The organism is Desulfofundulus thermocisternus DSM 10259 (assembly GCF_000686645.1).
Lineage (GTDB): Bacteria > Bacillota > Desulfotomaculia > Desulfotomaculales > Desulfovirgulaceae > Desulfofundulus > Desulfofundulus australicus.
In genome coordinates, this window is record NZ_JMLG01000017.1 from 12,226 (window position 1) to 34,954 (window position 22,729).

Genomic DNA, 22,729 nt, shown 5'->3' on the forward strand with positions numbered 1-22,729 from the left:
GAAGGATGCATTTCATCAGGCTCAGGAAAATCTGGTATATCATTTCCCTGCTGGTTATTATACCCGGCCTGATCTCCCTGATGGTTCAGGGTTTGAATCTCGGCATAGAATTTACCGGCGGCAACCTGCTGGAGGTGCGTTTTGAAAACCCGGTGCCGGTGGAAAAGGTGCGCCAGGTGGTATCCGCCCAGGGGCTGGAGTTCAGCCGGGGCATTCAAAAAAGCGGTACCTCCGATTACCTTATTCGTACCAGGCACCTGACCCAGGAGGAACAGGATAAACTGATGGCCGCCCTGAACAGCCTGGGGAAGTATACTGTGCTGCGCAATGAATCCATCGGACCCACCATCGGCCGGGAGCTGACCACCAAGGCTCTCCTGGCCCTGCTGATCGCGTCGGTGCTGATGATTATTTACATTAGCATCCGCTTTGAATTCAAGCAGGGGATCGCGGCCGTCATTGCGCTGATCCACGATACCCTGGTGGTTACGGGTGTTTTTTCCCTCTTCCAGATTGAGGTGGACGGCGCTTTTGTAGCCGCTCTCCTGACCATTATCGGTTATTCCATAAACGATACCATCGTTATTTTCGACCGCATCCGGGAGAATATGCTGCACCGCAAGAAAGGGGAAAGTCTGGAGGATATTGTTAACGCCAGCCTGTGGCAGACTCTGACCCGGTCCATCAACACGGTGCTCACGGTGGTCTTTGTCCTGGTGGCCCTCTACTTCCTGGGCGGCAGCACCATCCGCAACTTCGTTCTGGCCCTGCTCATCGGTGTGGTCAGCGGAGCTTATTCCTCCATCTGCAATGCTGGCCCACTCTGGGTGGACTTTAAGCTCATGGAAAAGCGGGCTAAGGTAAAAGAGGCCAGGGCTTAGGTTGGTTTACCCCGCTACCATCTTTGTCGATAGCCTGAAGCGGTGGCAAATGCCGCCGTTTTTTTATTGCCGGCCGGGATGAAAATTTTTTGTTTAGGGTTAACCGCACGGGGAAAATTAAAATTAAGCCGTGCACAGTTCAAACCATAATTTATGGGAGGATGACCCCGGGTGGACGAAAATGAAAGGCGCATCCTGGAAGCCCTGCGGGAAAAGATCACCGAGCTGTCCATCAACATGGAAAAAATGAAACTGGCCGAATATGTGGAACTCCTGGAACAGCCAGGCAGGCTGCTCTACGTTAATTTTCTTTCCGGCCTGGCCCGGGGCGTGGGCATAGCCGTGGGGTTTGCCCTGCTGGGGGCAATTTTAATTGCTGTTCTGCAGCGGCTGGTGATGCTCAACCTGCCGGTGATCGGTGGTTTTATTGCGGAAATTGTGGCTATAGTCCAGACCCGCCTGGGAACTCCCCCTTAAAAATGCCCGGTGTTTTGACCGGAGCAGGCCGGTTGCCCCGGGGCGGGTATTAACCGTATCACCGGACCGGCGACCGGTAAAAGGAGGATTGATGATGGATAAAGAACAGCTGGCGGAAGTGCGCCGCCGCCTGGAGGAAGAAAAACAGAGGCAGATGGAGCTGATCAAGGGCATTAACGAAGGCGGCCTGGCCACATCCATGTCCGATTCCATAGGGGAGCTGTCTCTTTACGATAACAACCCGGGAGATATCGGCACGGAACTTTTTGAGCGCAGCAAGGATTTTGCCCTGCGGGAAGATGCCAAGATCAAGATACGCGCCATCGATGAAGCCCTGGCCAGGCTCGAGCAGGGTACCTACGGCTTTTGCGAGATCTGCGGCGAGGCCATAGACCCGGCAAGGCTGGAGGCCGTTCCCTATACCACTCTTTGCTACCGCTGCCGCCTGCGGGATGAAAAGCGCCCGGTGAGCTCTTACCGTCCCATAGAGGAGGAAATTATTAAAGATCTCTACCAGACCAGTTATGAAGAAGACCTGGATGGTGTCATGTACGATCTGGAGGATTCCTGGCAGGAGGTGGCACGGTATTTTGAACACGCCGAGCAGGCTCAGGCCGGTGCTTATTACGGCCCCGGCGAATTGGCCGAGGAAGACCGGGGATACGTGGAGGAAGTGGAAAACATCCCCTATGAAATTGGTGATGACGGCGTAATATACGAAAACCGGCGCGGTTATGATGACGAGAGCGCACCTTCCGAGCGGATCGATGTGGGCATCGAGCACAGCAAGGGGGAAGGGGATGATGGTTCCCCCTATGGTTAAAAGCAATTTCCCGCGGATCAATTTATTGTCCACGGCTGTTTTTAAACCAGTCCCTGTGCTATACTACCAGTAACGGTACCCGCCGAAGACCGGAGACGGGGCCTTTTGGCCCGGCCAGCGAAACGACCGGGCACGCGCGGAGTGTCTTGTCGACAGCCTGCGGCCACCAGTCCTTATGGTGCTGGTGGCCTGGGGTTGTTTTTTATAAGGGGTGATGGGCTTGGACGAGAAAATAAAGGTCGCCAGGCTTTCCGTTGTTTCCAACATCCTGCTCACCGCCGGCAAGCTGGCTGTGGGCCTGGCCATGAATTCAGTGGCGGTTATTTCCGAAGCGCTGCATTCGGGCCTGGACCTGCTGGCGGCATTAATTGCTTATGCCTCCGTTCGCCAGTCCTCCCGCCCGGCTGATGCCGAGCACAATTACGGCCACGGGAAATTTGAGAATGTGGCGGCCATTATTGAAGCGCTGTTAATCATCGCTGCCGGGATAGTAATAGTGTGGCAGGCCATTCCCAAGCTCCTGGGTGCCCGGGAAGTGCACCACCTGGGCCTCGGGATGGTGGTGATGGGATGTTCGGCGGTGGTCAACCTGGTCATTTCCAGCCTGCTGATGCGCACGGCCAGGCGGACTGAATCTCCGGCCCTGGAAGCGGATGCCTGGCACCTGCGGACCGATGTTCTGACCTCCGCGGGTGTGTTCGGGGCCATGCTGGCCATTCAGTTAACCGGGTGGTATATACTGGATCCGCTGATTGCCCTGGTTGTTTCCCTGTTCATTTTTAAAGCGGCCTTCGATCTGCTGCGGGGTTCCTGGGGGAGCATTGTCGATGCCCGCCTTCCCGACGAGGAAGAACAGGTGATCCGCCGGGTTCTGGAATCCTATGCCGGGGAGTTTGTCCAGTTTCACGACCTGCGCACCCGCCGGGCCGGCCCGGACCGGCACATAGATTGCCACCTGGTGGTTCCCGGCTACCGTCCCATTGCCCAGGTGCACCGGCTCTGTGACGCCATTGAGGAAGACATCCGCCGGCACCTGGCGGGAGCCCAGGTGCTTATTCATACCGAACCCTGTCGCCCGGGTACCAGCGACTGCCATGTCTGCCGGGTGCACGTCGCCCTGGCCGATCCCGCTCAGGAGCGCAGGTGCGAAGAGTGCCGGGCCTGCGCGGGTTCTCCGGAAAAAACCTCTCCCCGCGGCAATGGAAATAGTTGAAAAAATTGACTTCCTGCAGGAAAAAACTGCCTGCGCCCATGCTCCCTCAAACCGGGCGGCTTCCTGCGTAGTTATTATTAGTAGAAGCCGGGCAGGATGGGGGTGGAGCATGAGGTACTAAAAGGATGGTGCTGCCGGTGGGGAACATAGAAAACCTCCTTGCCCTGGCCAGGGCGGGGGATGGTACGGCCCGGGAGCAGCTGCTGGCGGAGTGTCGCCCCTTTATCACCCGGGTTACCGCCGGGCTTTGCCGCCGGCACCTGGAATGGGGTTATGACGACGAATTGAGCATTGCCTTTATGGCCTTTAACGAAGCCATTGACCGTTATGAGGAAGACCGGAAAGTTCCTTTCCTGGCTTATGCCCGGCTCCTGATTAAAAGTCGCCTTACGGATTACCTGCGCAAGGAGAACAGGGTATCCGCCCACATGGCCGGCTCCCTGAACAGTGAGCTGGAAGAAATGTCGGCATTTTCCCTGGAATCATCCCGGGCCTGGGGAGAGTATCTGGACCGCGAGGCGGCCCGGGAAAGGGAGGAAGAGATCCGGGAATATGCCGCGATGCTGGCTGAATTCGGGATCTCCTTTTCCGATCTGGTACGCTGTGCACCCAGGCATCGTGATGCCCGGCAGGTTTTATTGCACGTTTCCCGCCGCCTGGCCGGGGACGGTGCCCTGTTCGAGCAGCTGGTCAGGACCGGAAAGCTGCCCATTAAAGAACTCTCCCTGCTGACCGGGGTGCACCGCAAAACCCTGGAGCGGGGACGCAAGTATATAATTGCCATGGCCCTTTTATGGCATCACTGCCAGGAATATTTATACCTCTGCCATTACCTTAAAGCCAGCGGTAAAGGAGAATGAAGTGAATTGGAAAAAGTGCTTACCGGCATTGTCGTGGAGGTTAAAGCCAGATCCTGTATTATACTCACTCCTGACGCGCAGTTCCGGGAAATCCCCCTTCCCGCCGGTGGAGCGCGCCCGGGTGAGGAGGTTAGCTTCAGTTTCCGCAGGCGCCCTGTCTACTGGCAGTCACTGCTGGTAGCGGCCAGCCTGCTGCTGATTCTGGGGGCAGGACTTTTCTACCGCGGCTGGCTGAACCAGGCGGTGGCTTTTGTCTCGCTGGACATTAACCCCAGTGTGGAGATGGCATTGGACCGGCGGGAACTCGTGTGCCAGGCGCGGGGGTTGAATGCGGCGGGTAAGGACCTGCTCTCCCGGGTCCCGGTGCTGGGCCTGCCGGTGGAAAAAGCCATTGACTCTCTGCTGGACCGGGCGGTTCAATCCCGTTATCTCCAGCCGGCCCGGAACAATGTTATCCTGACCACCATTGCTGCGGGAAACGGGCGGGAACCTGCGCCGCAAGCAAGGGAAATCTACCAGGTTATCGTCAGGTCCCTGAGCTCGGCGGGGGTACCGGCGGAAGTGGTGGTGGAAACTGCGGCCCCGGAAATGCGCCGGCAGGCCAGTAAGCTTGGCCTGTCCACTGGCCGTTACCTGATCCACGTTGAGGGCAAAAAGAAAGGCCTGAACATCGGCCTGGAGGAATTGAAAAAGGAAAAAATATCCAGTCTGGAACAGAAGAAAGGTGTAACCATAAAAGAAGTGCTGGGTAAGCACGGCTACAGCGGGTGGGTGCCGGCACCCAAAGCGGTGGAAAACAACCGCTCCCTGCCCGGTGCGGTAAAAGATACGGCAGGCAGCAGGGTTCAGGAAAGGGTTTCCCCGCCGCAGGGAAAGGCTTCCCGGGTTGACCACAGAAGCGGTGCGGCAGTGCAGGAGCCGGCAGCTCCGGCTGAACGGGTGACACCGGGCGGGGACCGGGAACTGCCCGGGCGGGGCGAAGGAGCAGCAGAGCGGCAGGACTGCGCCCGGCAGGTGGAGGTAAAGGTTAAGAATGTAATAATTCAGGATGAACCTCCGGCGGACCGGTTATTGCCAGGCAGGCGGCAGGGTGGTAGAATGTAATTAACTGAAAATTTGCCAGCAGCAGGGCAAGGGGGAATGCAACAATGCCTGCCTTGGTTCAATCCGCCAGTGATATCCTGGCCAGGTCGTTTCAGCGGGAAAAAACGGTGGGGGAGCTGATGGTTCCCCTGGAAGCCTGCCGTACCATTTCTGCGGACTGCAGTTTAAAAGAGGCCGTAAACCTGATGAAGAGGGTTGCCCTGCAGTCACGGGCCGGGGCCATCCCGCCCCTTGTGGTGCTGGAAGCCAGGATTCCCGCCGGCCTGTTGAAAATCGACCACCTGCTGGCCAGAGCCCATTTACCGCTCCCGCAGCGGGAATCCTATGCCGGCTGGTCAATTTCCTTTTCCTCCGGAGAACCTCCTTCGTACAGCGGCCTGTTCAGCACCCGCGTTCAGGATATGGCCGGGAAAAAAGTGCGGGAAGTCATGCGCCTCTTCCCGGCGTTGCTAAAGCCACAGGATCCCCTGAGCCGGGCGGCCTTCCTCCTGGCCCATTGCGGTTTTGAAATCCTGCCGGTGGTGGAAGATGGCCGGATGGTAGGCTTGATTCGCGATAAAGAATTGTTTTTAGAACTGAGCAGGATTATTGCCGGGGAATAGGAAAACAGGATCTGGAGCAAAAAATTACCCGCCGTTTCGGGCGGGTGTTGTGTTTTATTGATGGTTCCTCAGGCTTCTTTGTACTTGGACAGGGTTTTGGCTGCCGAACGGTCTTCCTGCCGGAAAAGCACATTGCCCAGAAGGGTGGTCACCACGGCCAGGACGGCTGCTGCTCCCAGGGTTCCCAGCAGTGATACCGGCCCGTAGTAGTGGTGCCAGAAGAGGAGGTAGGCCGTGGACACCACAATGGACATGATCATGAGCGGGAAGGCTACCTTGAAAAAGCCGAAGAAGGTAATGGGTTGCCCCCTTTTCTCCGCCATGCCGATGACCACCACGTTGGCGGAAGCGCCGATGATGGTGCCGTTGCCACCCAGGCAGGCCCCCAGGGAAAGGCTCCACCAGAGAAGGTTCAGGTCCGTTATTCCCCCCAGGCGGCCCATATCATGTATAAGCGGGATCATGGTGGCCACGAAGGGAATATTATCTACGAAAGCCGAGGCCAGGGCGGAGATCCACAGGATGAGCATGGACGCGGGCACCAGCTCACCCCCGGTGACCTCCAGGCAGAAGCGGGCCACCGCTTCAATGACTCCCACCTTCTCCAGCGCGCCCACCACCACAAAGAGGCCCACGAAGAAAAAGATTACCGGCCATTCCACCGCCTGCAGAGCGTGTTCGGGGTCTTCCCGGGTGAGCAGCAGGAGCAGGCTGGCTCCGGACAGGGCGATAACGCTGGACTCCAGGTGCAGGTACTGGTGCAGGGCAAATCCGGTTATGGTCAGGAACAGGACCAGCAGGCACTTTTTCAGCAGGACGGGATCTTTGATTTCATCCTTTTCATTCAGGTGCATAATTTTTTCCTGGAGTTCCGGGCGGGCCACCAGCTGGCGCCGGTAGATCAGGCGCAGGAAGAAAATTGTTAAAATATAGATAACTGCAACTACCGGCGTCAGGTTAATGACAAAATCCATGAATCCCAGGTGGGTCTGGCTGCCGATCATAATGTTGGGCGGGTCGCCGATCAGCGTGGCTGTACCGCCAACATTGGAAGCGATGATTTCCGCGATGAGAAAGGGAATGGGGCTGATCTGCAGCTGGCCGGCGATGGCAAAGGTGACCGGGACGATCAGCAGCACCGTGGTCACGTTGTCCAGAAAAGCAGAAAGTACCGCCGTAACCAGGGAAAGGGCGGCCATAATGCGCAGGGGTTCGCCCCTGGCCTGGCGGGCCGCCTTGATGGCCAGGTATTCAAATACGCCGGTCTGGCGGGTGATGCCCACGATGATCATCATCCCCACCAGAAGGCCGATGGTGTTGAAGTCGATGGCGTGGGCCGCTTCATCGGGATTTAGAATTCCGCTGAGGGCAATTACTGCTGCCCCCGCCAGGGCGGCCACCGCCCGGTGGATCTTTTCGGAAACAATCACGGCGTAGGTGAGCAGAAAAACGGCCGTGGCCAGGATTACCTGGGTTTGTTCGGACAAGGTTCACCCCTCCTTGCAAGGTTCAAATAGGCGGTGCACAACTCCCGGTTGACCGCCAGCACTTCCCCGGCAAAATCCACCTGCTCCGGGGAAACATCCGGCAGGGCAGCCACCTGTTCCGGCGTTTTAACCACGGCCCGGTCGGGTATGTACTTGCCGTCGGGTATTTCCACCCCGCTTACCAGCGCCCCGTGGCCAACGAAACAGCCGCGGCCCAGGCTGCTCCTCATAACCGTGGCCCTGAATCCCACGAAAGTGCCGTCTCCGATCTCGCACGGCCCGTGGATGATCGCCCCGTGGGCCAGGCTGCACCTCCTGCCCACGGTTACGCTGCCCCCCTTGAGGCAATGGATAATCACCCCATCCTGCACATTGCTGTATTCGCCAATGATAATGGGAAATCCTTCATCAGCGCGGAGTACGGCGCAGGGAAATACGGCCGCGCCCTCTTCAATGACCACATCTCCAATTAAAACGGCCATTTCATGAACAAAGGCGCTGGCGCTCACCACGGGAAAACCTCCGGGTTTCCAGCTCACTGCAGGGGCCTGCTGCAACATTCCGGTATTTCCTCCTTTTAGGATAAAGGGCCGGCCGATATTTATGGGGCCGGCCCTTCACTCTTCCTTTACCTGGCTGATGATATTTTCCAGATACCCGGGCACAGGTTATTATATATTAGCAATTTCGTTTTTATTTTACCAGTGCCGGCACGCCCAGGAGCGGCCAGATGGTCAGGGCAAAGACGGCCAGCATGATAAGAGCGATAATACTGGCCGGGATGCCGGCAACGAAGAATTCACCGGCGGTGAACTGCTTGGATTCGTAGGCGATGGCGTTGGGGGCCGCTCCCACCAGCAGGCAGAAGGGCAGTGCCGCGGCGGCCAGGGAGGTCCACAGGATCAGTTCCGGGTTGACCCCCAGGTACCCGGCGATGATCAGGGCCACGGGCAGGGTGATGGCGATGGCGGCCACGTTCATGATGAAGTTGGTCATCACCATCACCAGGAAGAAGATGGCCAGGACGAAGATCAACCAGGGAGCATTTTTAAACATGCCCAGCCAGTGCACCGCCATCCACTGGGCGGCTCCGGTCTGCCACAGGCAGAAGCCGATGGACATGGCCCCGCCGAAAAGCAGCACGATATTCCAGGGAATCCGCTTTTCCAGATCCTCCACCGTAAATACCCGGGTCAGGAAGAACAACAATCCCAGGGTAAGCATGATGGCGCTCTTGTTCAGGCTTTTCAGGGCCGGGATGAAGTTTTGCAAAGCCAGGAGAGCCACCACTACCGCCACTGCTATACCAACAAAGATTTCCTGTATGGTCAGGGGACCGAGGCCGGCGGAAAGCTCTTTCACCTTTTCCCTTAGACCGGCAATGCGGTCTTTCTCCGGCCGGAACCAGATGAGCATCAGCAGCCAGATTAAAAACATCATGGCGATGCCGTAAAGGGCCATTACCTCGGTGTAACGGGCAAAGCTGATTTCATGGCCCGTAATTTGCTTGTAGAACCCCAGAGCTACGGCACCCCGGGCGGCGCCCAGCAGGGTAATGGCGCTGCCCGCTCCGGCGGTGAAGGCCATACCGATGAACAGAGCCTTGCCGAACCGGCTGGTTTCCCCTTCCCTGGTGCCGTAAAGGCCCAGGATGGCCATTAAGATGGGGAACAAGGTGGCGGCTACGGCCGTATGGGCCATGAAAAGGGTTAGGGTAACGGTGATCACGAAAACCCCCAGCAGGATCATCTTCGTGCTTTCACCGGTAACCTGCAGCATCTTAAAGGCCAGCCGCTTGGTCAGGCCCGACTTGGTAAAGGCCAGGCCCACCATCAGAGAACCGAGGATGAACAAGACCGAGGGATCCATAAAGTCCCTGAAAGCAACGTCGGCCGGCCGGATGCCGAACAGAGCCTGAAAGATGCCGATGGCCAGGGCGGTGGCCCCAATGGGGATGACCTCGAACAACCACCAGATACCGGCCAGAAGGAACAGCCCGATGGCCATCTGGCCCTCCCTGGAAAGGGCGAATTCCTTGCCTGCCGGGTCTACGGCCACCGGCAGCGGAGGTAAGAAGTAGAACAGGAAAAACAGCGCCAGGCCCAGGGAGATAAAGGCGATGCGCCTGTAATTCACCTTGAGTTCCTTCTGCAGCTCCAGCGGGCCGGGGACTCCTGCAGGTCTGGCGGCGGGCTGGGAGCCGGTGCGCCTGGCAACATCTTCTAAGGTTTTGGCCATGATAACCCCTCCTCAGGTTAAAGAACCCCTGCCTGGCCTGCAGGGCCAGGTGGGGCGCTGCTGTGGGGAATCATCCCCGTCATCTTGTTCCAGGGCTGTCAAAACTGGTTGAGCTCCACAGCCACCCCCTTTTCAGCTAAATTGCCGGCTGGAAAATTTCCTTTATGATCTATTGTGAACTTATGTACTAAGCCGGGTACAAAAACCCCCGGGAAGAAGTATAAAGTATGAATGGCTTATATCCAGTTAATCAGTTATCATGGAAGAATAGTGCCCCGGAGGATGGGATAGATAATGCCCTTTGCCGGCGATAACGGGGTAATGTGATATAAGACACAATAATTTGTGAAGGATTACACTATAGCCGGATTAAAAAATAGGAGGCTGGAAAATGACTCCTGGCTCCTGTGTTTCATGGACTTGATCCCGGATGGTGCACAGAATGGAAGAAGGCTAAAGACTCGCTGACAAATCAGGTTACTTTTGTCACCACCATCATAGCACACATAGTGCGTGAAATCAAGCACAAGTTAAGGGCCGGCAGAAAATTTTTTGCAGCACCGGTAATGACAAATAACCGCGGCCGGCCTGCTTCCCGGCTGGCGGCAACGGGCTGTATAAATTGCCAGGGATTCTTTTTTCGGGTAGAATTGGATAAGAGCACACAGTCATTTACCGGAAGTGATGCTGGATGCACCTGCGTCTTTTAATCGGGCGGGCGGGCACGGGAAAAACCCGGCGCTGCCTGCAGGAAATCCGGGCGGAGCTGGCAAGGGACCCCCTGGGCCCCCCGCTGCTTTTGATTGTCCCGGACCAGGCCACCTTTACCATGGAGCGGGAACTGGCCGGGCAGGGGGGTAGCCTGCGGGCCCACGTTTACAGCTTCCGCCGCCTGGCCTACCGGGTGCTGCGGGAAGCGGGCGGTGCGGCCCGCCTGCCGGTCAGCGAGCTGGGGCGGCGGATGCTGCTTAAAAAAATCCTGCTGGAAGAAAGGGAAAACCTGAAGCTGATGGGTTCCCTGGCCGGCCGGCCGGGCTTTCTTGCTTCTTTATCCGAACTGGTTGGTGAGCTGAAGATGCACCGGGTTGCCCCGGATGACCTGGAAGGGCTGGTACCCGTCAGCGGAGGCCAGCTGGAGCAGAAGCTGGAAGACCTGTGCCTGGTTTACCGCCGGCTGGAGGGAGAACTGGCCGGGAGATTTACCGACCCCGATGATTACCTGGACCTCCTGGCCCGGCGCCTGCCGGAGGCCGGCTTTTTAAAGGATTGCCGGGTGTGGGTGGACGGCTTTGCCTCCTTCACCCCGCAGGAATACGCGGTGCTGCAGGGGCTTTCCGGCCGGGCGCGGGAAATAACCGTCACCCTGTGCCTGGACCCGGCCGCTGCGGGCTGCCCGCCGGAGCACGACCCCTTTGTCAGGCCCTGGCAGGTCCGGGAGCGCCTCCGGCGCCTGGCGGAAGAGGCGGGCCTGGTGGTGCGGGAGGAGCATCTGGAACCCGGTAACAGCTGGCGCCTGGCGGGAGCGCCGGAGCTGGCCCACCTGGAGCGCTACTTTTTCCACCATCCCGCCGTTCCCTACAGAGGGAGCCTGCAGAACATCTCCCTGATGGCCGGGGTGAACCCCCGGGCCGAGGTGGAGGGAATAGCCCGGGCCATCCGGCGCCTGCTGCGGGAAGAAGGACTGCGCCCCCGGGAGATTATGGTGGCGGTGCGGGATGTGGACGTCTATTTCCCTCTCTTCCGCAGGATGCTGGCGGATTATGAAATACCCTTTTTCATCGATCACCAGCAGCCGGTAATGCACCACCCCCTGGTGGAGCTGCTGCGTTCGGCCCTGGAAGTGTGGCAGAAAAAGTGGGCTTACGAACCCGTGTTCCGCTTTTTGAAGACGGGGCTGGCCCGCTTGAGCGCGGGGGAGGTGGACCGCCTGGAGAATTACGTCCTGGCGGCCGGTATCCGGGGCAGCCGCTGGTATAGCCCCGACCCCTGGAATTACCGGCCCGGCCGGACCTGGACCGGGGATGAGGAGCATGGCGAGGTTCCGCCCCCGGAACTGGCGGAGATCGATGGCCTGCGCCGGCGGGCAATTCAAGAGCTGCGGGCCGCCCAGCTGAAGATACGGGAAGAGGCCGGGGGGCGTGGGGCCCGCCTTCCCGGCCGGCAGTGGGCCCGGATCCTGCTGGAGCTGTGCCTGGAACTGGAGGTGCCCTGGAAGCTGGACGAGTGGAGCCGGGCCGCCCGGGAGGCGGGGAGCCCGGACCTGGCCCGGGAGCACCGCCAGGTGTGGCGGCTGGTAAGCGGCCTGCTGGGTGAGCTGGTGGAAGTGCTGGGGGACGTGGAACTCGACCTGGCGGAGCTGTCCGGCGTGCTGGATGCGGGCCTGGAAGCCCTGCGCCTGGCCCTGATCCCCCCGGCCCTGGACGCGGTAACCGTGGGCAGCCTGGACCGCTCCCGGCCGCCCGGGGAAGTGCGGGCTCTCTTCCTGGCCGGCCTCACGGAGGGCAGCCTGCCCGCCAGGCTCCGCACCACCGGGGTATTCACCGAACGGGAGCGGGAACAGCTCTCCACCCTGCTGCGGGAGCGGGGCCGGGAGCTGCCCGCGGCAACCGTAGACCGGCTGCACCAGGAGCAGTTCCTGATTTACCGGGTGCTGACCCGCACGGGGGGCAGGCTGTACCTGAGCTATCCCCTGGGGGATGGGGAAGGGCGGGCCGTCACTCCCTCGCCGGTTATCGGCCGGGTGCGGGAGCTGTTGTCGGGCCTGGAACCCCGTCTCCTGGCCGTGGAGCCGCCGGGCGGTGCGGAGGACCTGGAGTATGTGGAGCACCCGGCGGGGCTGCTCTCCCGCCTGGCCCTGCGCTGGCGGGAAGCGTCGTGGGGGCTCCCGGTTCACCCCCTCTGGTGGTGGACCTACAACCTGCTGGTGGCAAGGGAAGAATGGAGGGAGAAAATGGCCGTGATCGCGGCCGGGCTGGCGGGGCGCAATGTGGAGCCCCCGCTCGGTGCGGAGCTGGGACGGAAACTCTGGGGCAGGCGGGAAGGGCGGAAGTACAGGCTTTCCAGCAGCGTCTCCCGCCTGGAGCGGTTCGTGCAGTGTCCCTTTGCCCACTTCCTGGATTACGGCCTCGGCCTGAAGGAGAGGGCGGTCTACCGGCTGGAGCCGCCCGATACGGGCCAGCTCTACCACGAGGCCCTGCGGCTTTTTGTGGAGCGGGTGCAGGGAGAAGGCCCCTCCTGGGAGGAGTTGGGGGATGATAAGGTATACGGCATCTGCGCGGAAATAGTGGAAGAGCTGGCCTGCCGCCTGCAGAACCGCATTTTGCTTTCCAGCGCCCGCCTGCGCCAGCAGAAGGCGCGACTTCTCGAGCGGGTGAGCGATTCCGCCCGGGCGCTGGCCCGGCAGATGCAGGGCAGCGGCTTCCGCCCCGCCGCCCTGGAAGTTTATTTCGGCCTCCGGGGAACGGAGGTGCCCCCGCCCGCAGGGGTGGATGCAGGCAGCCTGCCCTTCTGGCCCCGGCTGGTCCTGCCCCCCCTGGAGCTGGAACTGGGCGGGGAGGTTGTCCTGACCCTCGGCGGCCGCATTGACCGGGTGGACCTGGGGCGGGGCGCGGAAGCCCTGTACCTGCGGGTGATCGACTACAAGTCCGGTTCCAGCAGGCTGAGCCTCCCCGGGGTGCTGGCGGGGGTGCAGCTCCAGCTCCTGGTCTACCTGTGGGTGGCCCTGGAGCACTTTCAGCTCCTCTGCCGCCGGTACGGGCAGGAACTGCTGCCGGCAGGGGCCTTCTACTTCCAGGTGCAGCGCCCCATCCTGAACCTCTCCCGGCCGGGCCTGTCGGCGGAGGAACTGGAGCGGGAGTGGTTGAAGGCCTTCAGGCTGTCCGGCTGGCTGGTGGACCAGGGCAGGGAGCTGTACCCCCTCCTGGACCGCGCCCTCACCCCCGGGACCACCTCCCTGCTGGTGCCCGCCGGGCTGGGCAGCGGGGGCAGTATAACCAGGCGCCACGAGGCGTCCGTCTTCACCCCCGGGGAATTCCGGCTCCTCCTGGACGTGCTGCGCGGGCTGCTGGGGAAAATTGCCGGCGGCATCCTCCAGGGCCGGGTGGATATAGCCCCGCTGAAAGCGGGGGGCAGCAGTGCCTGCGGCACCTGTTCCTACCGGCCCGTCTGCCGCTTCGACCTCTGGCTGCCCGAAAACCGCTACCGGAACCTGGCGGTGGAGGGCGGGGAACTGCGCGAGCGCCTGCGGAAAATGGCTGCGGAAGAGGAGGTGGGGGACCTTGACCTCTATTCGCTGGACTGAGGAACAAAACAGGGCCATCAACCTCCGGGGAGGGAACCTGCTGGTTTCGGCCGCCGCCGGCTCGGGGAAGACGGCCGTGCTGGTGGAGCGGATCATCCGCCACCTGCTGGACCGGGAAAACCCGGTGGACCTGGACCGCCTGCTGGTGGTGACCTTCACCGACGCGGCGGCGGGGGAGATGCGCCAGCGGGTCATTGCGGCCCTGAACCGGTCCCTGCAGGAGCGCCCGGGGGACCCCCTGGTTTTGCGCCAGCTCTTCCTCGCTCCCCGGGCTTCCATCGGCACCCTGCACTCCTTCTGCGGCGAGGTGGTGCGGCGCCACTTCTACCTGCTGGGGCTGGACCCGGGCTTCAGGGTGATGGATGAAAACGAGGCCTCCCTCCTGCGCCTGGAGGTGCTGGAAGAGGTCCTGGAGGAATGCTACGAGGAGCACCGGGATTCCCCGCCCGGGACCCCCTTCCTTTACCTGGCCCGGGTCCTGGCGGGACGCCACGGCGACGACCGGGAGCTGGGGGAAGTGGTCCTGCGCCTGTATGACTTCGCCCGCAGCCTGCCCCGGCCCCGGGCCTGGCTGAACTGGGTGGCGGCTTCCCTGGCCGGGGTGGAAAAGCGCCCCTTTGAAGAGCAGCCCTGGGTGGGAGAATGGCGGGAAATGATCCGCCTGGAAATGGAACACTGGCTGGACCAGCTGGAAGAGGCGCGGCGCCTGGCCGCCGGCCCCGGCGGGCCGCAGCGGTACGCGGCGGTGCTGGAAGAAGACCTGGCCAGGGTGCGGGGCTGGCTGGAAAAGGTGCAGGGACCCTTTTCCGGGCTCCGGCAGGCCTTTGAGGAGGGGCAGGCCTGGCCGGCCCTGCCCAGGATGGCCAGGGGAGAAGCCAGGCAAGAAATTAAGGAACGGGTGAAAAAACTGCGGGAGCAGGTCAAAAAACGGGTGGGGGTCCTCCTGCAGGAATATTTCTCCCGCCCGCCGGAGGAAATGATTGCCGACCTGGGCCGGGCGGCTCCCCTGGTCCAGGAACTGGTGGCCCTGGCCCTGCGTTTTGATGAGGCCTACCGGCGGGCCAAGCTGGAGCGGGCCGTGGCCGATTTTGCCGACCTGGAGCACTGGGCCCTGGCCATCCTGGCGCAAAACGGCGAGGGCTCCCCCTGGGGCGAAGAAGCACCGGCGGATCCCCGGGCCCCGCTGTTCCCTTCCCCTGTGGCCGGCGAGTACCGGGAGCACTTCACCGGGGTGCTGGTGGACGAGTACCAGGACATCAACGGCGTCCAGGAGGCCATCCTGGATCTGGTCTCCCGGGGGGACAACCGCTTCCTGGTGGGCGACGTCAAGCAGAGCATTTACCGCTTCCGGCTGGCGGACCCCGCCGTCTTCGTGGACCGCTACCGCCGGTTCACCCCTTACGGGCCGGGGCGGGAGCCGGGGCCGGGCTGGCGCCTGGCCCTGCGCACCAATTTCCGCAGCCGGCCCGAGATCCTGGAAACGGTGAACTATATCTTTGAGCGGTTGATGACCCGGCGGGTGGGGGAACTGGATTACGACGACGAGGCCCGCCTCTACCCCGGCGCCCTTTTTCCGGAGAACGCGCCGGGGGTGGCGGGCGGGCCGGTGGAGTTCCACCTGCTGGATTTCCGCGCCCCGGAAGCGGTCCGGGAGGAAGGGGCGGAGGAGGGCGGCGGTGACGGGCTGCCGGAAGTGGAAGACCTGGACCTGACCCGCCTGGAAGCCCGCTGGGTGGCGGAGAGGATCCACCGGCTGGTGCACCGGGAGGGGTTCTGTGTTTTCGACCGGCAGGAAGGAAAGTACCGGCCGGTCACCTGGCGGGATGTGGTGGTGCTGATGCGCTCCCTGAAGGGCCGGGTAGGGGTCTTCCTGGAGGAATTCCGCCGCCTGGATATCCCGGCCACCGCGGACGGCTCCGGAGGGTATTTCGACTCCCCGGAGGTGGAAACGGTGCTTTCCCTCCTGCAGATCATCGACAACCCCCGCCGGGACATCCCCCTGGCGGCGGTGCTCCGCTCCCCCCTGGTGGGGCTGGCCGCCCCGCAGCTGGCGCAGATCCGCCTGGCCTGCCCGGAAGGTGATTTCCATACCGCGGTGGAAAGAACCGCGCAGCAGCCGCCGGGGGTGGATCCGGAGCTGGCGGGGAAGCTGAGGGGTTTCCTGGAAAAACTCGAGCGCTGGCGGGAGCTGGCCCGGCGGCTGCCGCCGGCCGAGCTGCTGGAGGAGCTTTACCGCCAGACCGGCTATTACGACCTGGTGGGGGCCATGCCCGGGGGAGCGGTCCGCCAGGCCAACCTGCGGGCGCTGGTGGACCGGGCCCGCCTCTTCGAGGGAACCATCTACCGGGGCCTCTTCCGCTTCCTGCGCTTTATAGAACAGATCCGGGAAAAGGGCGGGGATATGGATGCCGCCCGTTCCCTGGGGGAAAATGAAGATGTGGTGCGGATTATGAGCGTGCACAGGGCCAAGGGCCTGGAGTTCCCGGTGGTGGTGGTGGCAGGCCCGGGCCGCCGGTTTAACCTGCGGGATCTGGGCGGCGGCTTTCTCTTGCACCGCCGGCTGGGCTGCGGGCCGGAGGTGGTGGACCTGGAGCGGGGGATACGCTACCCTACCGTCCTGCACCGGGTAATCCGGCAGCGCCTGCACCTGGAAGCCCTGGCCGAGGAAATGCGCCTTCTGTATGTGGCCCTGACCCGGGCCCGGGAGCGCCTGATTGTGGTTGCCGCCGTCCGCGACCTGGAAAAGCGGGTGTGGCAGTGGCAGAGCCAGGCGGCAGCGGTGCCGCCGGAGGGCCCCCTGGGCGTTTCCCTGCAGGCGGGGGCCAGGTGCGCCCTGGACTGGCTGGGCCCCGCCCTGTGGAGCCACCCGGCCCTGGCCGGCTTCTCCCCGGGCGAGGAACCGGCGGTGGCCGGGACGGGGAGCTGGCAGGTGCACCTGTGGCCGGCGGCCTCCCTCCGGGAACTGTGGACGGCCAGCGGCCCGGAACAGGAGGGCGCGGGCTTTCCCTGGCTCCACCTGCTGGAGCGGCTGGAACCGCTGCCCGCCGGCTGGGTCCGGCAGCAGGAGGAAAGCTGGCCGGGCGGCAGGGAGGAACTGGTGGGCCCCGACGAGCTGGGCCGGCGCCTGTTCTGGAGCAACCCCCACCGGGAGCTGGCCCGCCTGCCCTCCAAAATCACGGTTACCGAGTGGCGGCACCGGCAGGAGGAGCTGGAGGAGCAGGCGGGCTGGGAAATGCCCGGCCTGGAGTTGCCGGGGGAAGAGCCCGCGGAAAGGGAAAGGGAGCTGCCGCCCGGCTTCGACCTGCCCGCCTTCTACACCGGGGACAGGTTTACCGGGGCCGGGCGGGGCCGGGTGGTCCACCTGGTGATGCAGAGCCTGGAGCTGGAAGATTTCCCGGACGAGTCGGCGGTACGCCGGCACCTGGAGCGGCTGGTGGAGCGGGAAATCCTGCGGCCCGAGGAGGTGCAGCTGGTCCGCCCGGCGGAAATTGCCCGCTTCTGGCGGACCGCCCTGGGGAAGCGGGTGCTGGCCGCGGCCAGGGAAGGGCGCCTCTGGCGGGAAGTGCCCTTTACCCTGGGCCTGGAAGTAACGGAGCTCTACCCGGAATTGTCCGCGGCAGTGCCGGCGGGGGAAAGCATCCTCCTGCAGGGAGTCATTGACTGCCTGCTGGTGGAAGATAGCGGGCTGGTGGTCATTGACTATAAGACTGACCGGCTGGCGGAAGAGGGCCTGGAAGAGGCCGTGCGGCGCTACCGCATCCAGCTGGACCTGTACGGCCGGGCGGCGGAAAAAATCCTCTCCCGGCCGGTGCGGGAAAAATACCTCTACTTTTTCGCCCTGAACCGGGCGGTGGCGGTATGAAGGGGGATGGAATTTGGACAGGACCCTGCGCATATTACATACTTCTGACTGGCACCTGGGGAAAACCCTGGGCGGCCACCGGCGCTGGGACGAGCAGGAGCAGTTTATTGAAGAGATCGCCCTTATAGCCCGGGAGGAAGGGGTGCACCTGGTTCTGCTGGCCGGGGACGTTTTCGATACCGAAAACCCTCCGGCCAGGGCCGAAGAGCTCTACTTTGAGGCCCTGGCCCGGCTGGCGGTGGAAGGGCGGCAGGTGGTGGTCATCGCGGGCAACCACGACCAGCCCGGGCGCCTGGCCGCCCCGGCTCCCCTGGCCGTGCGCCAGGGCGTGCACATCCTGGGGTGGCCGGGGGACGTGCTGCCGCCGGGGCCGGGGCTACTGGCATCGGGCCCCTCCCTCCTGGTGCTGCAGGGGCCGGGCTGGCCCTGCCCGGCGGTAGTCCTGGCCCTGCCCTATCCTTCCGAGGCCCGGCTGGGCGAACTGCTCGCCCCCACCATGGAAGAAGCGGAACACCAGGCGGCCTATTCCCGGCGCGTGGCGGCTTTTTTGAGACAGCTGGCCGGCCACTGCCGCCCGGAGGCGGTGAACCTGGCCGTCAGCCACCTGTACATGTACGGCGGGCAGATCAGCGACTCGGAGCGCACCCTCTCCCTGGGCGGGGCTTACAGCGTGGACCCGGGAACCCTGCCGGCAGAGCTGCAGTACGTGGCTCTGGGGCACCTGCACCGGCCCCAGGAAGTGCCCGGCGCACCCGTGCCCTGCCGCTACAGCGGCTCGCCCCTGGCCTACAGCTTCTCCGAGGCCGGCCAGGCCAAGGGCGTTGTCCTGGTGGAAGCACAGCCGGGCCGGCCGGTGCACTGCCGCGAAATTACCCTGAGTTCCGGCCGGCCCCTGGTGCGCTGGCGGGCAACCGGGGGGTACGAAGAAGTGCTGGCCTGGTGCCGGGCCGGGCGTGACGAGCGGGCCTGGATTGACCTGGAGGTTCACGCGGCGGCTCCCCTCACCCGGGAGCAGGTGGAGCGGCTGCGGGAAATACGGCCGGGGATCATCGACATCAGGACGGTCCTCCCGCAGCGGGACGGGGAGGAAGCCGGGGCAAGGGACCTGGATGCCCTGCCCCTGGATGAGCTGTTCAGGCTTTTTTACCGCCAGCAGGCGGGCGGCGGCGACCCGCCCGATGAGCTGGTGCGTATTTTCCTGGAGCTGCTGGAACCGGCAGCCAAAGAGAGGGGGGAGGAAGTTGAGGCCCGTTGAACTGCGCCTGGCCGGGCTGCACAGCTACCGCCAGGAAGAGGTGGTGGACTTTAAAACCCTGTGCGAGCGGGGAATTTTCGGCATCTTCGGGCCCACCGGCAGCGGCAAGTCCACCATCCTGGATGCCATCACCCTGGCCCTGTTCGGGGAAGTGAAGCGGGCCAGCCGGGGCCGGGAAGGGATCATCAACCAGCACAGCGAGCAGGCCCGGGTGGCCTTCACCTTTGAAGTGGGCCGGGGGGAGGGGCGGTGCCGCTACCGGGTGGAGCGGCTGCTGCGCAAGAGCGGTGATTTCGGCGCCCACACCCGGGAGTGCCGGCTGGTGCGCCTTGACCCGGATGGGGAGAGGGTGCTGGCGGACGGGGCCGACCAGGTGAAAATGGAGGTGCAGAAGCTCCTGGGCCTTACCGCGGACGACTTCACCCGGGCCGTGGTCCTGCCCCAGGGCCGCTTCGCCGAATTCCTGGCCCTGCGGCCGGCCGACCGGAACCAGATGCTGGAACGCATTTTTGAACTGGACCGGTTTGGCGAGCAGTTGAAAAAAAGGGTGAGCGATGCCGGGGCCGGGGTGCGGGCGGCGCTGGATCGGGTGGAGGCGGAGCAGCGGGGCCTGGGGGACTGCTCGCCCCGGGCCGTGGAGGCTGCCCGCCGGGATCTGGAGGAAAAGCGGGTGGCACGCCGGGAGGCGGAGCGGGAGCTGCAGGCGGCCCGCGGGCGCCTGGAGGAAGCCCGGGAAATCCGCCAGGCGCAGGAGCGGCGGCTTCACCTGCAGCGCCGCCTGGAGGAGCTCCGGGCGGCGGAGGCGCAGGTGCGCCGGGAGGAGGAAGTCCTGGAGCGGGCGGCCCGGGCCGAAACCATGCGCGGCCTCCTGGAGGAGTACGGGCGCCTGGAGGAAGACCTGGAAGAACGCCGGGCGCGGCTGCGCGCCCTGGGGGAAAAGCTCTCCCGCCTGCAGGAAGCGGCCCGGGCGGCGGAGGAGGAGGCCTCCCGGCAGCGGCAGCGGTGGGAGGCGGAAGGACCGGCTTTAATGAAGCGGCAGGCCTTGCTGGAGCAGGCCCGGGAAAAGGAGCGGGAGCTGGACGGCTGGCTCTCCCGGCAGGAAAAGGACCGGGAGGAGCTGGAAGAAAAGCAGCGGAAAATCCGGCTCCTGGAAAAGCAGGCGGCAGAGCTTTCTTCCCGTCAGCAAGAAGGGGAGCGGCGCCTGGCGGGGCTCTACCGGCGGCAGGAGGAGCTGCAGGTGGCGCCGGAGGAGGTGGAGCAGGCCCGGTGCGCCCTGGAACTGTACGGCCGGCTCTCGCAGCTGGAGCGGGAAGCGAAGGAGCTTGAAGGTGAGGCGGGCGCGGCGGCCCGCCAGCTGGACGCCCTGCAGCAGCAGGAGGCGGAACTGGCCCGGGAGGTGGCCGGGCTGGAAGGGGAGCTGGCGCAGGAGCGGCAGGAGCTGGAGCGCCTCCAGGGGAGCCCGCCCGTGCCGGAAGGATACCTGGAGGAACGGGCGGCCGGCATTCAGGACTGCAGGTTCCGGATCCGGGCTCTGCTGGACCTGGCCGGGCGCTACGCTGAGCTGCAGGGGGAATGCCGGCAGGTCCGGGAACAGGTGGAAGAACTTGAACGACGGCGGGAAGCCCGGCAGCGGGAGGTGGCCGCCCTGCAGGAGGCCCTGGTGGAGGCGTCAGGGGCTCTGGAGCGGGCCCGGAGAGAGCTCGAGGAAGCCCGGCGCCGGCACATGGCTGCCGCCCTGGCCCGGACGCTGGCGGCGGGGCAGCCCTGCCCGGTCTGCGGTTCCCCGCACCACCCCGCGCCCGCCCGCCCGGCGGGGGTGGCCCTGGCCCCGCTGGAGGAAGCGGTGCGGGCGGCGGAAGAGGAACAGGCGCGGCGGCGGGAAAAGTGGCAGGAGGGGGAAAAAAGTCTCGTCCAGCTGGACGCGGAAATAGCGGCGTTGAAGCGCCGGGAGGAGCAGCTGGCCGGGGAAAAGGAGCGGGTTAAAGAAGAGGGCGGGCGCCTGCGGGAGGGGCTGCCGGCCCCCTGGCGGCAGGTGCCGCTGCAGGACCTCCCCGCCCTCCTGCAGGACGCCGAGCGGGAGTACCGGGAGCAGCAGCAGGGCTGGCGCCGCTGGCAGCAGCGCCTGCAGGAAGCCCGGGACCGGGTGGAAGAAGTGCGCCGCCGCCTGGATGAGCGGCGGCCGGCCCTGGCCCGCATGCAATCCGCCCGGGAAGGGCTGGCACGGCAGATCCGGGACCTCCACCGGCGGCGGGAAGAAAAGGAGGCCGGGCGGCGGGAGCTGGTGGCACAGCTGCGCCTCCACCTGCAGGAACTGGGCCTGCAGGAACCGGGCCAGGTCCCGGCGCACTGGGAAGCTTTAAAGCAGAGGCAGCAGGAACTCCGGCGCGGCCAGCTTCAAATTGCCGGGCTGGAAGCGGAACTGAAAGACCTGTCCGGGCGGCTGCAGCAGCTAAAGGACGGCCTGCGGGACCTGGTGGTGGAAAAGGGTGCCCTGGAAGCCGCCTTATCGGGCAGGGCGGAACAGATCGGGCAGCTCCGGGCGGAGCTGCACCAGCTCACCGGCGGGCTGCGGGTGGAAGAGGCCCTGGGGCAGGTGCGGGAACAGCTTTCCTCTTTGCAGGATGCGGTGGCCCGGGCCGAAGAGGACAACCGCAGAGCGGCCGGGGATTTCCAGCAGTGCCGGCTGGAGCTGGAGGGGGAAGAACGGGCCTGTGCGGCCCTGCAGGAAAGGCTGGCGGGCCTGCGCCGGCACCTGGAACACTCGGCCCGGGAAAACCATTTCGCCAGCCCCGCCGAGGCTAAAGATGCCCTGCTGGACCCGCAGGAGCGGGAGGAGCTGGCGGCCCGGGTGAACAAGCACCGCCGGGAGGAGCAGCTGCTGCTGCAGGAACTGCGGGAAGTGGAGGCCCGCCTGGGGGGCAGGTATCTGGAGGAAGATGACTGGCTGCGGCTTCAGGAAGAATTAAAGGCGGCGGAAGAAGCCCTGGGCCTGGCCCAGCAGCAGGAAGGGGCGGCGGGACAGCACCTGCAGCGCCTGGAGGAAAACCGGCAGCGGTGGGCCGCCCTGGAAGAAGAGCGGCAGCAGCTGGCCGGGCGTGCCGAACTTCTGCGGGAACTGGAGGGGCTCCTGCGGGGCAGGGCGCTGGTGGAATTCCTGGCCCGCCGGCGGCTGGAAAACCTGGCGGAACTGGCCACCGAGCGGCTGGGCCGGCTTACCGGCTACCGCTACGCCCTGGAACTGGACGGTCAGGGAGGATTTATCCTCCGGGACGAGGGTAACGGCGGCCTGAAACGGCCCGTTTCCACCCTTTCCGGGGGGGAAACCTTCCTGGTCTCCCTGGCCCTGGCCCTGGCCCTTTCGGATCAGATCCAGCGGCGGGGCCGGGTTCCCCTGGAATTCTTCTTCCTGGACGAGGGTTTCGGTTCCCTGGACGAGCGGTACCTGGAGGCGGTGATGGATACCCTGGAGCGCCTGCCCCTGGAGCGGGTTGCCATCGGGCTCATCAGCCACCTGCCCCAGTTAAAGAGCCGCCTGCCCCGCCGCCTGCTGGTCGAGCCGGCCCGCCCCGGCGGCCCGGGCAGCCGGGTGCGCCTGGAAATGGCTTGAGTTCTGGTTCAGGAGGCGTT

14 protein-coding genes are annotated in these 22,729 nt (G+C 63.9%); 11 read left to right on the top strand and 3 right to left on the bottom strand.

All coding sequences use genetic code 11. The annotated features are described in order from the left end of the window. The first annotated feature begins 5 nt into the window (after positions 1–5). The 7 genes from secF (at position 6) to BR83_RS0111300 (ending at position 5,960) form a co-directional block, all read left to right on the top strand. Positions 6–881 (top strand): protein translocase subunit SecF, encoded by an 876-nt coding sequence (gene secF / locus BR83_RS0111270; RefSeq protein ID WP_027357165.1) that lies wholly within the window; start codon positions 6–8, stop codon positions 879–881. 171 nt (positions 882–1,052) lie between these two features. After that, a complete protein-coding gene (locus BR83_RS0111275; RefSeq protein WP_027357166.1) occupies positions 1,053–1,358 on the top strand; it encodes a DUF5665 domain-containing protein in 306 nt (101 codons plus the stop codon). A 94-nt stretch (positions 1,359–1,452) separates the two neighbouring features. Continuing rightward, positions 1,453–2,181 (top strand): TraR/DksA C4-type zinc finger protein, encoded by a 729-nt coding sequence (locus BR83_RS0111280; RefSeq protein ID WP_027357167.1) that lies wholly within the window; start codon positions 1,453–1,455, stop codon positions 2,179–2,181. Positions 2,182–2,395: 214 nt separating this feature from the next. Further along, on the top strand, positions 2,396–3,394 hold the full coding sequence (locus BR83_RS15780; protein WP_084327218.1) for a cation diffusion facilitator family transporter: 999 nt from the start codon (positions 2,396–2,398) through the stop codon (positions 3,392–3,394). Between the two features lie 137 nt (positions 3,395–3,531). After that, positions 3,532–4,254 (top strand): sigma-70 family RNA polymerase sigma factor, encoded by a 723-nt coding sequence (locus BR83_RS0111290; RefSeq protein ID WP_027357168.1) that lies wholly within the window; start codon positions 3,532–3,534, stop codon positions 4,252–4,254. A 15-nt stretch (positions 4,255–4,269) separates the two neighbouring features. Next, complete coding sequence (locus tag BR83_RS0111295) at positions 4,270–5,358, top strand: anti-sigma factor domain-containing protein (RefSeq protein ID WP_242839667.1); 1,089 nt, start codon at positions 4,270–4,272, stop codon at positions 5,356–5,358. Between the two features lie 44 nt (positions 5,359–5,402). After that, positions 5,403–5,960, top strand: a complete 558-nt coding sequence (locus BR83_RS0111300; protein WP_027357170.1) for a CBS domain-containing protein — start codon at positions 5,403–5,405, stop codon at positions 5,958–5,960. A 68-nt stretch (positions 5,961–6,028) separates the two neighbouring features. On the opposite strand, the gene BR83_RS0111305 is transcribed toward BR83_RS0111300, so the two are convergent. From BR83_RS0111305 to BR83_RS0111315, 3 genes are all read right to left on the bottom strand, one after another. After that, entirely contained in the window at positions 6,029–7,447 is a 1,419-nt protein-coding gene (locus tag BR83_RS0111305; protein WP_027357171.1) for an ArsB/NhaD family transporter, read from the bottom strand. Next, complete coding sequence (locus BR83_RS0111310) at positions 7,426–7,986, bottom strand: LbetaH domain-containing protein (protein WP_242839666.1); 561 nt, start codon at positions 7,984–7,986, stop codon at positions 7,426–7,428. Before BR83_RS0111310 ends, BR83_RS0111305 begins: the two co-directional genes overlap by 22 nt. Positions 7,987–8,140: 154 nt before the next feature. Next, positions 8,141–9,685 (bottom strand): SLC13 family permease, encoded by a 1,545-nt coding sequence (locus BR83_RS0111315; RefSeq protein ID WP_084327220.1) that lies wholly within the window; start codon positions 9,683–9,685, stop codon positions 8,141–8,143. A 691-nt stretch (positions 9,686–10,376) separates the two neighbouring features. Between BR83_RS0111315 and addB the strand changes: the two genes are divergently transcribed. From addB to BR83_RS16455, 4 genes are read left to right on the top strand one after another with little or no spacing between them, the layout of a single operon-like run. Beyond that, positions 10,377–13,985, top strand: coding sequence for a helicase-exonuclease AddAB subunit AddB (addB, locus tag BR83_RS0111325; protein WP_027357175.1), 3,609 nt, complete (start codon positions 10,377–10,379; stop codon positions 13,983–13,985). Next, positions 13,963–17,847 carry a helicase-exonuclease AddAB subunit AddA gene (gene addA / locus BR83_RS0111330; RefSeq protein ID WP_027357176.1) on the top strand — a complete coding sequence of 1,295 codons (3,885 nt, stop codon included), beginning with the start codon at positions 13,963–13,965 and terminating at the stop codon, positions 17,845–17,847. The genes addB and addA overlap by 23 nt, the downstream gene beginning before the upstream one ends. A 13-nt stretch (positions 17,848–17,860) precedes the next feature. Then, the gene (locus BR83_RS0111335) at positions 17,861–19,102 is read left to right on the top strand and encodes an exonuclease SbcCD subunit D (protein ID WP_027357177.1); all 1,242 of its coding nucleotides are present in this window, start codon (positions 17,861–17,863) and stop codon (positions 19,100–19,102) included. After that, on the top strand, positions 19,089–22,709 hold the full coding sequence (locus BR83_RS16455) for an AAA family ATPase (protein ID WP_051618165.1): 3,621 nt from the start codon (positions 19,089–19,091) through the stop codon (positions 22,707–22,709). Before BR83_RS0111335 ends, BR83_RS16455 begins: the two co-directional genes overlap by 14 nt. Positions 22,710–22,729 lie beyond the last annotated feature (20 nt).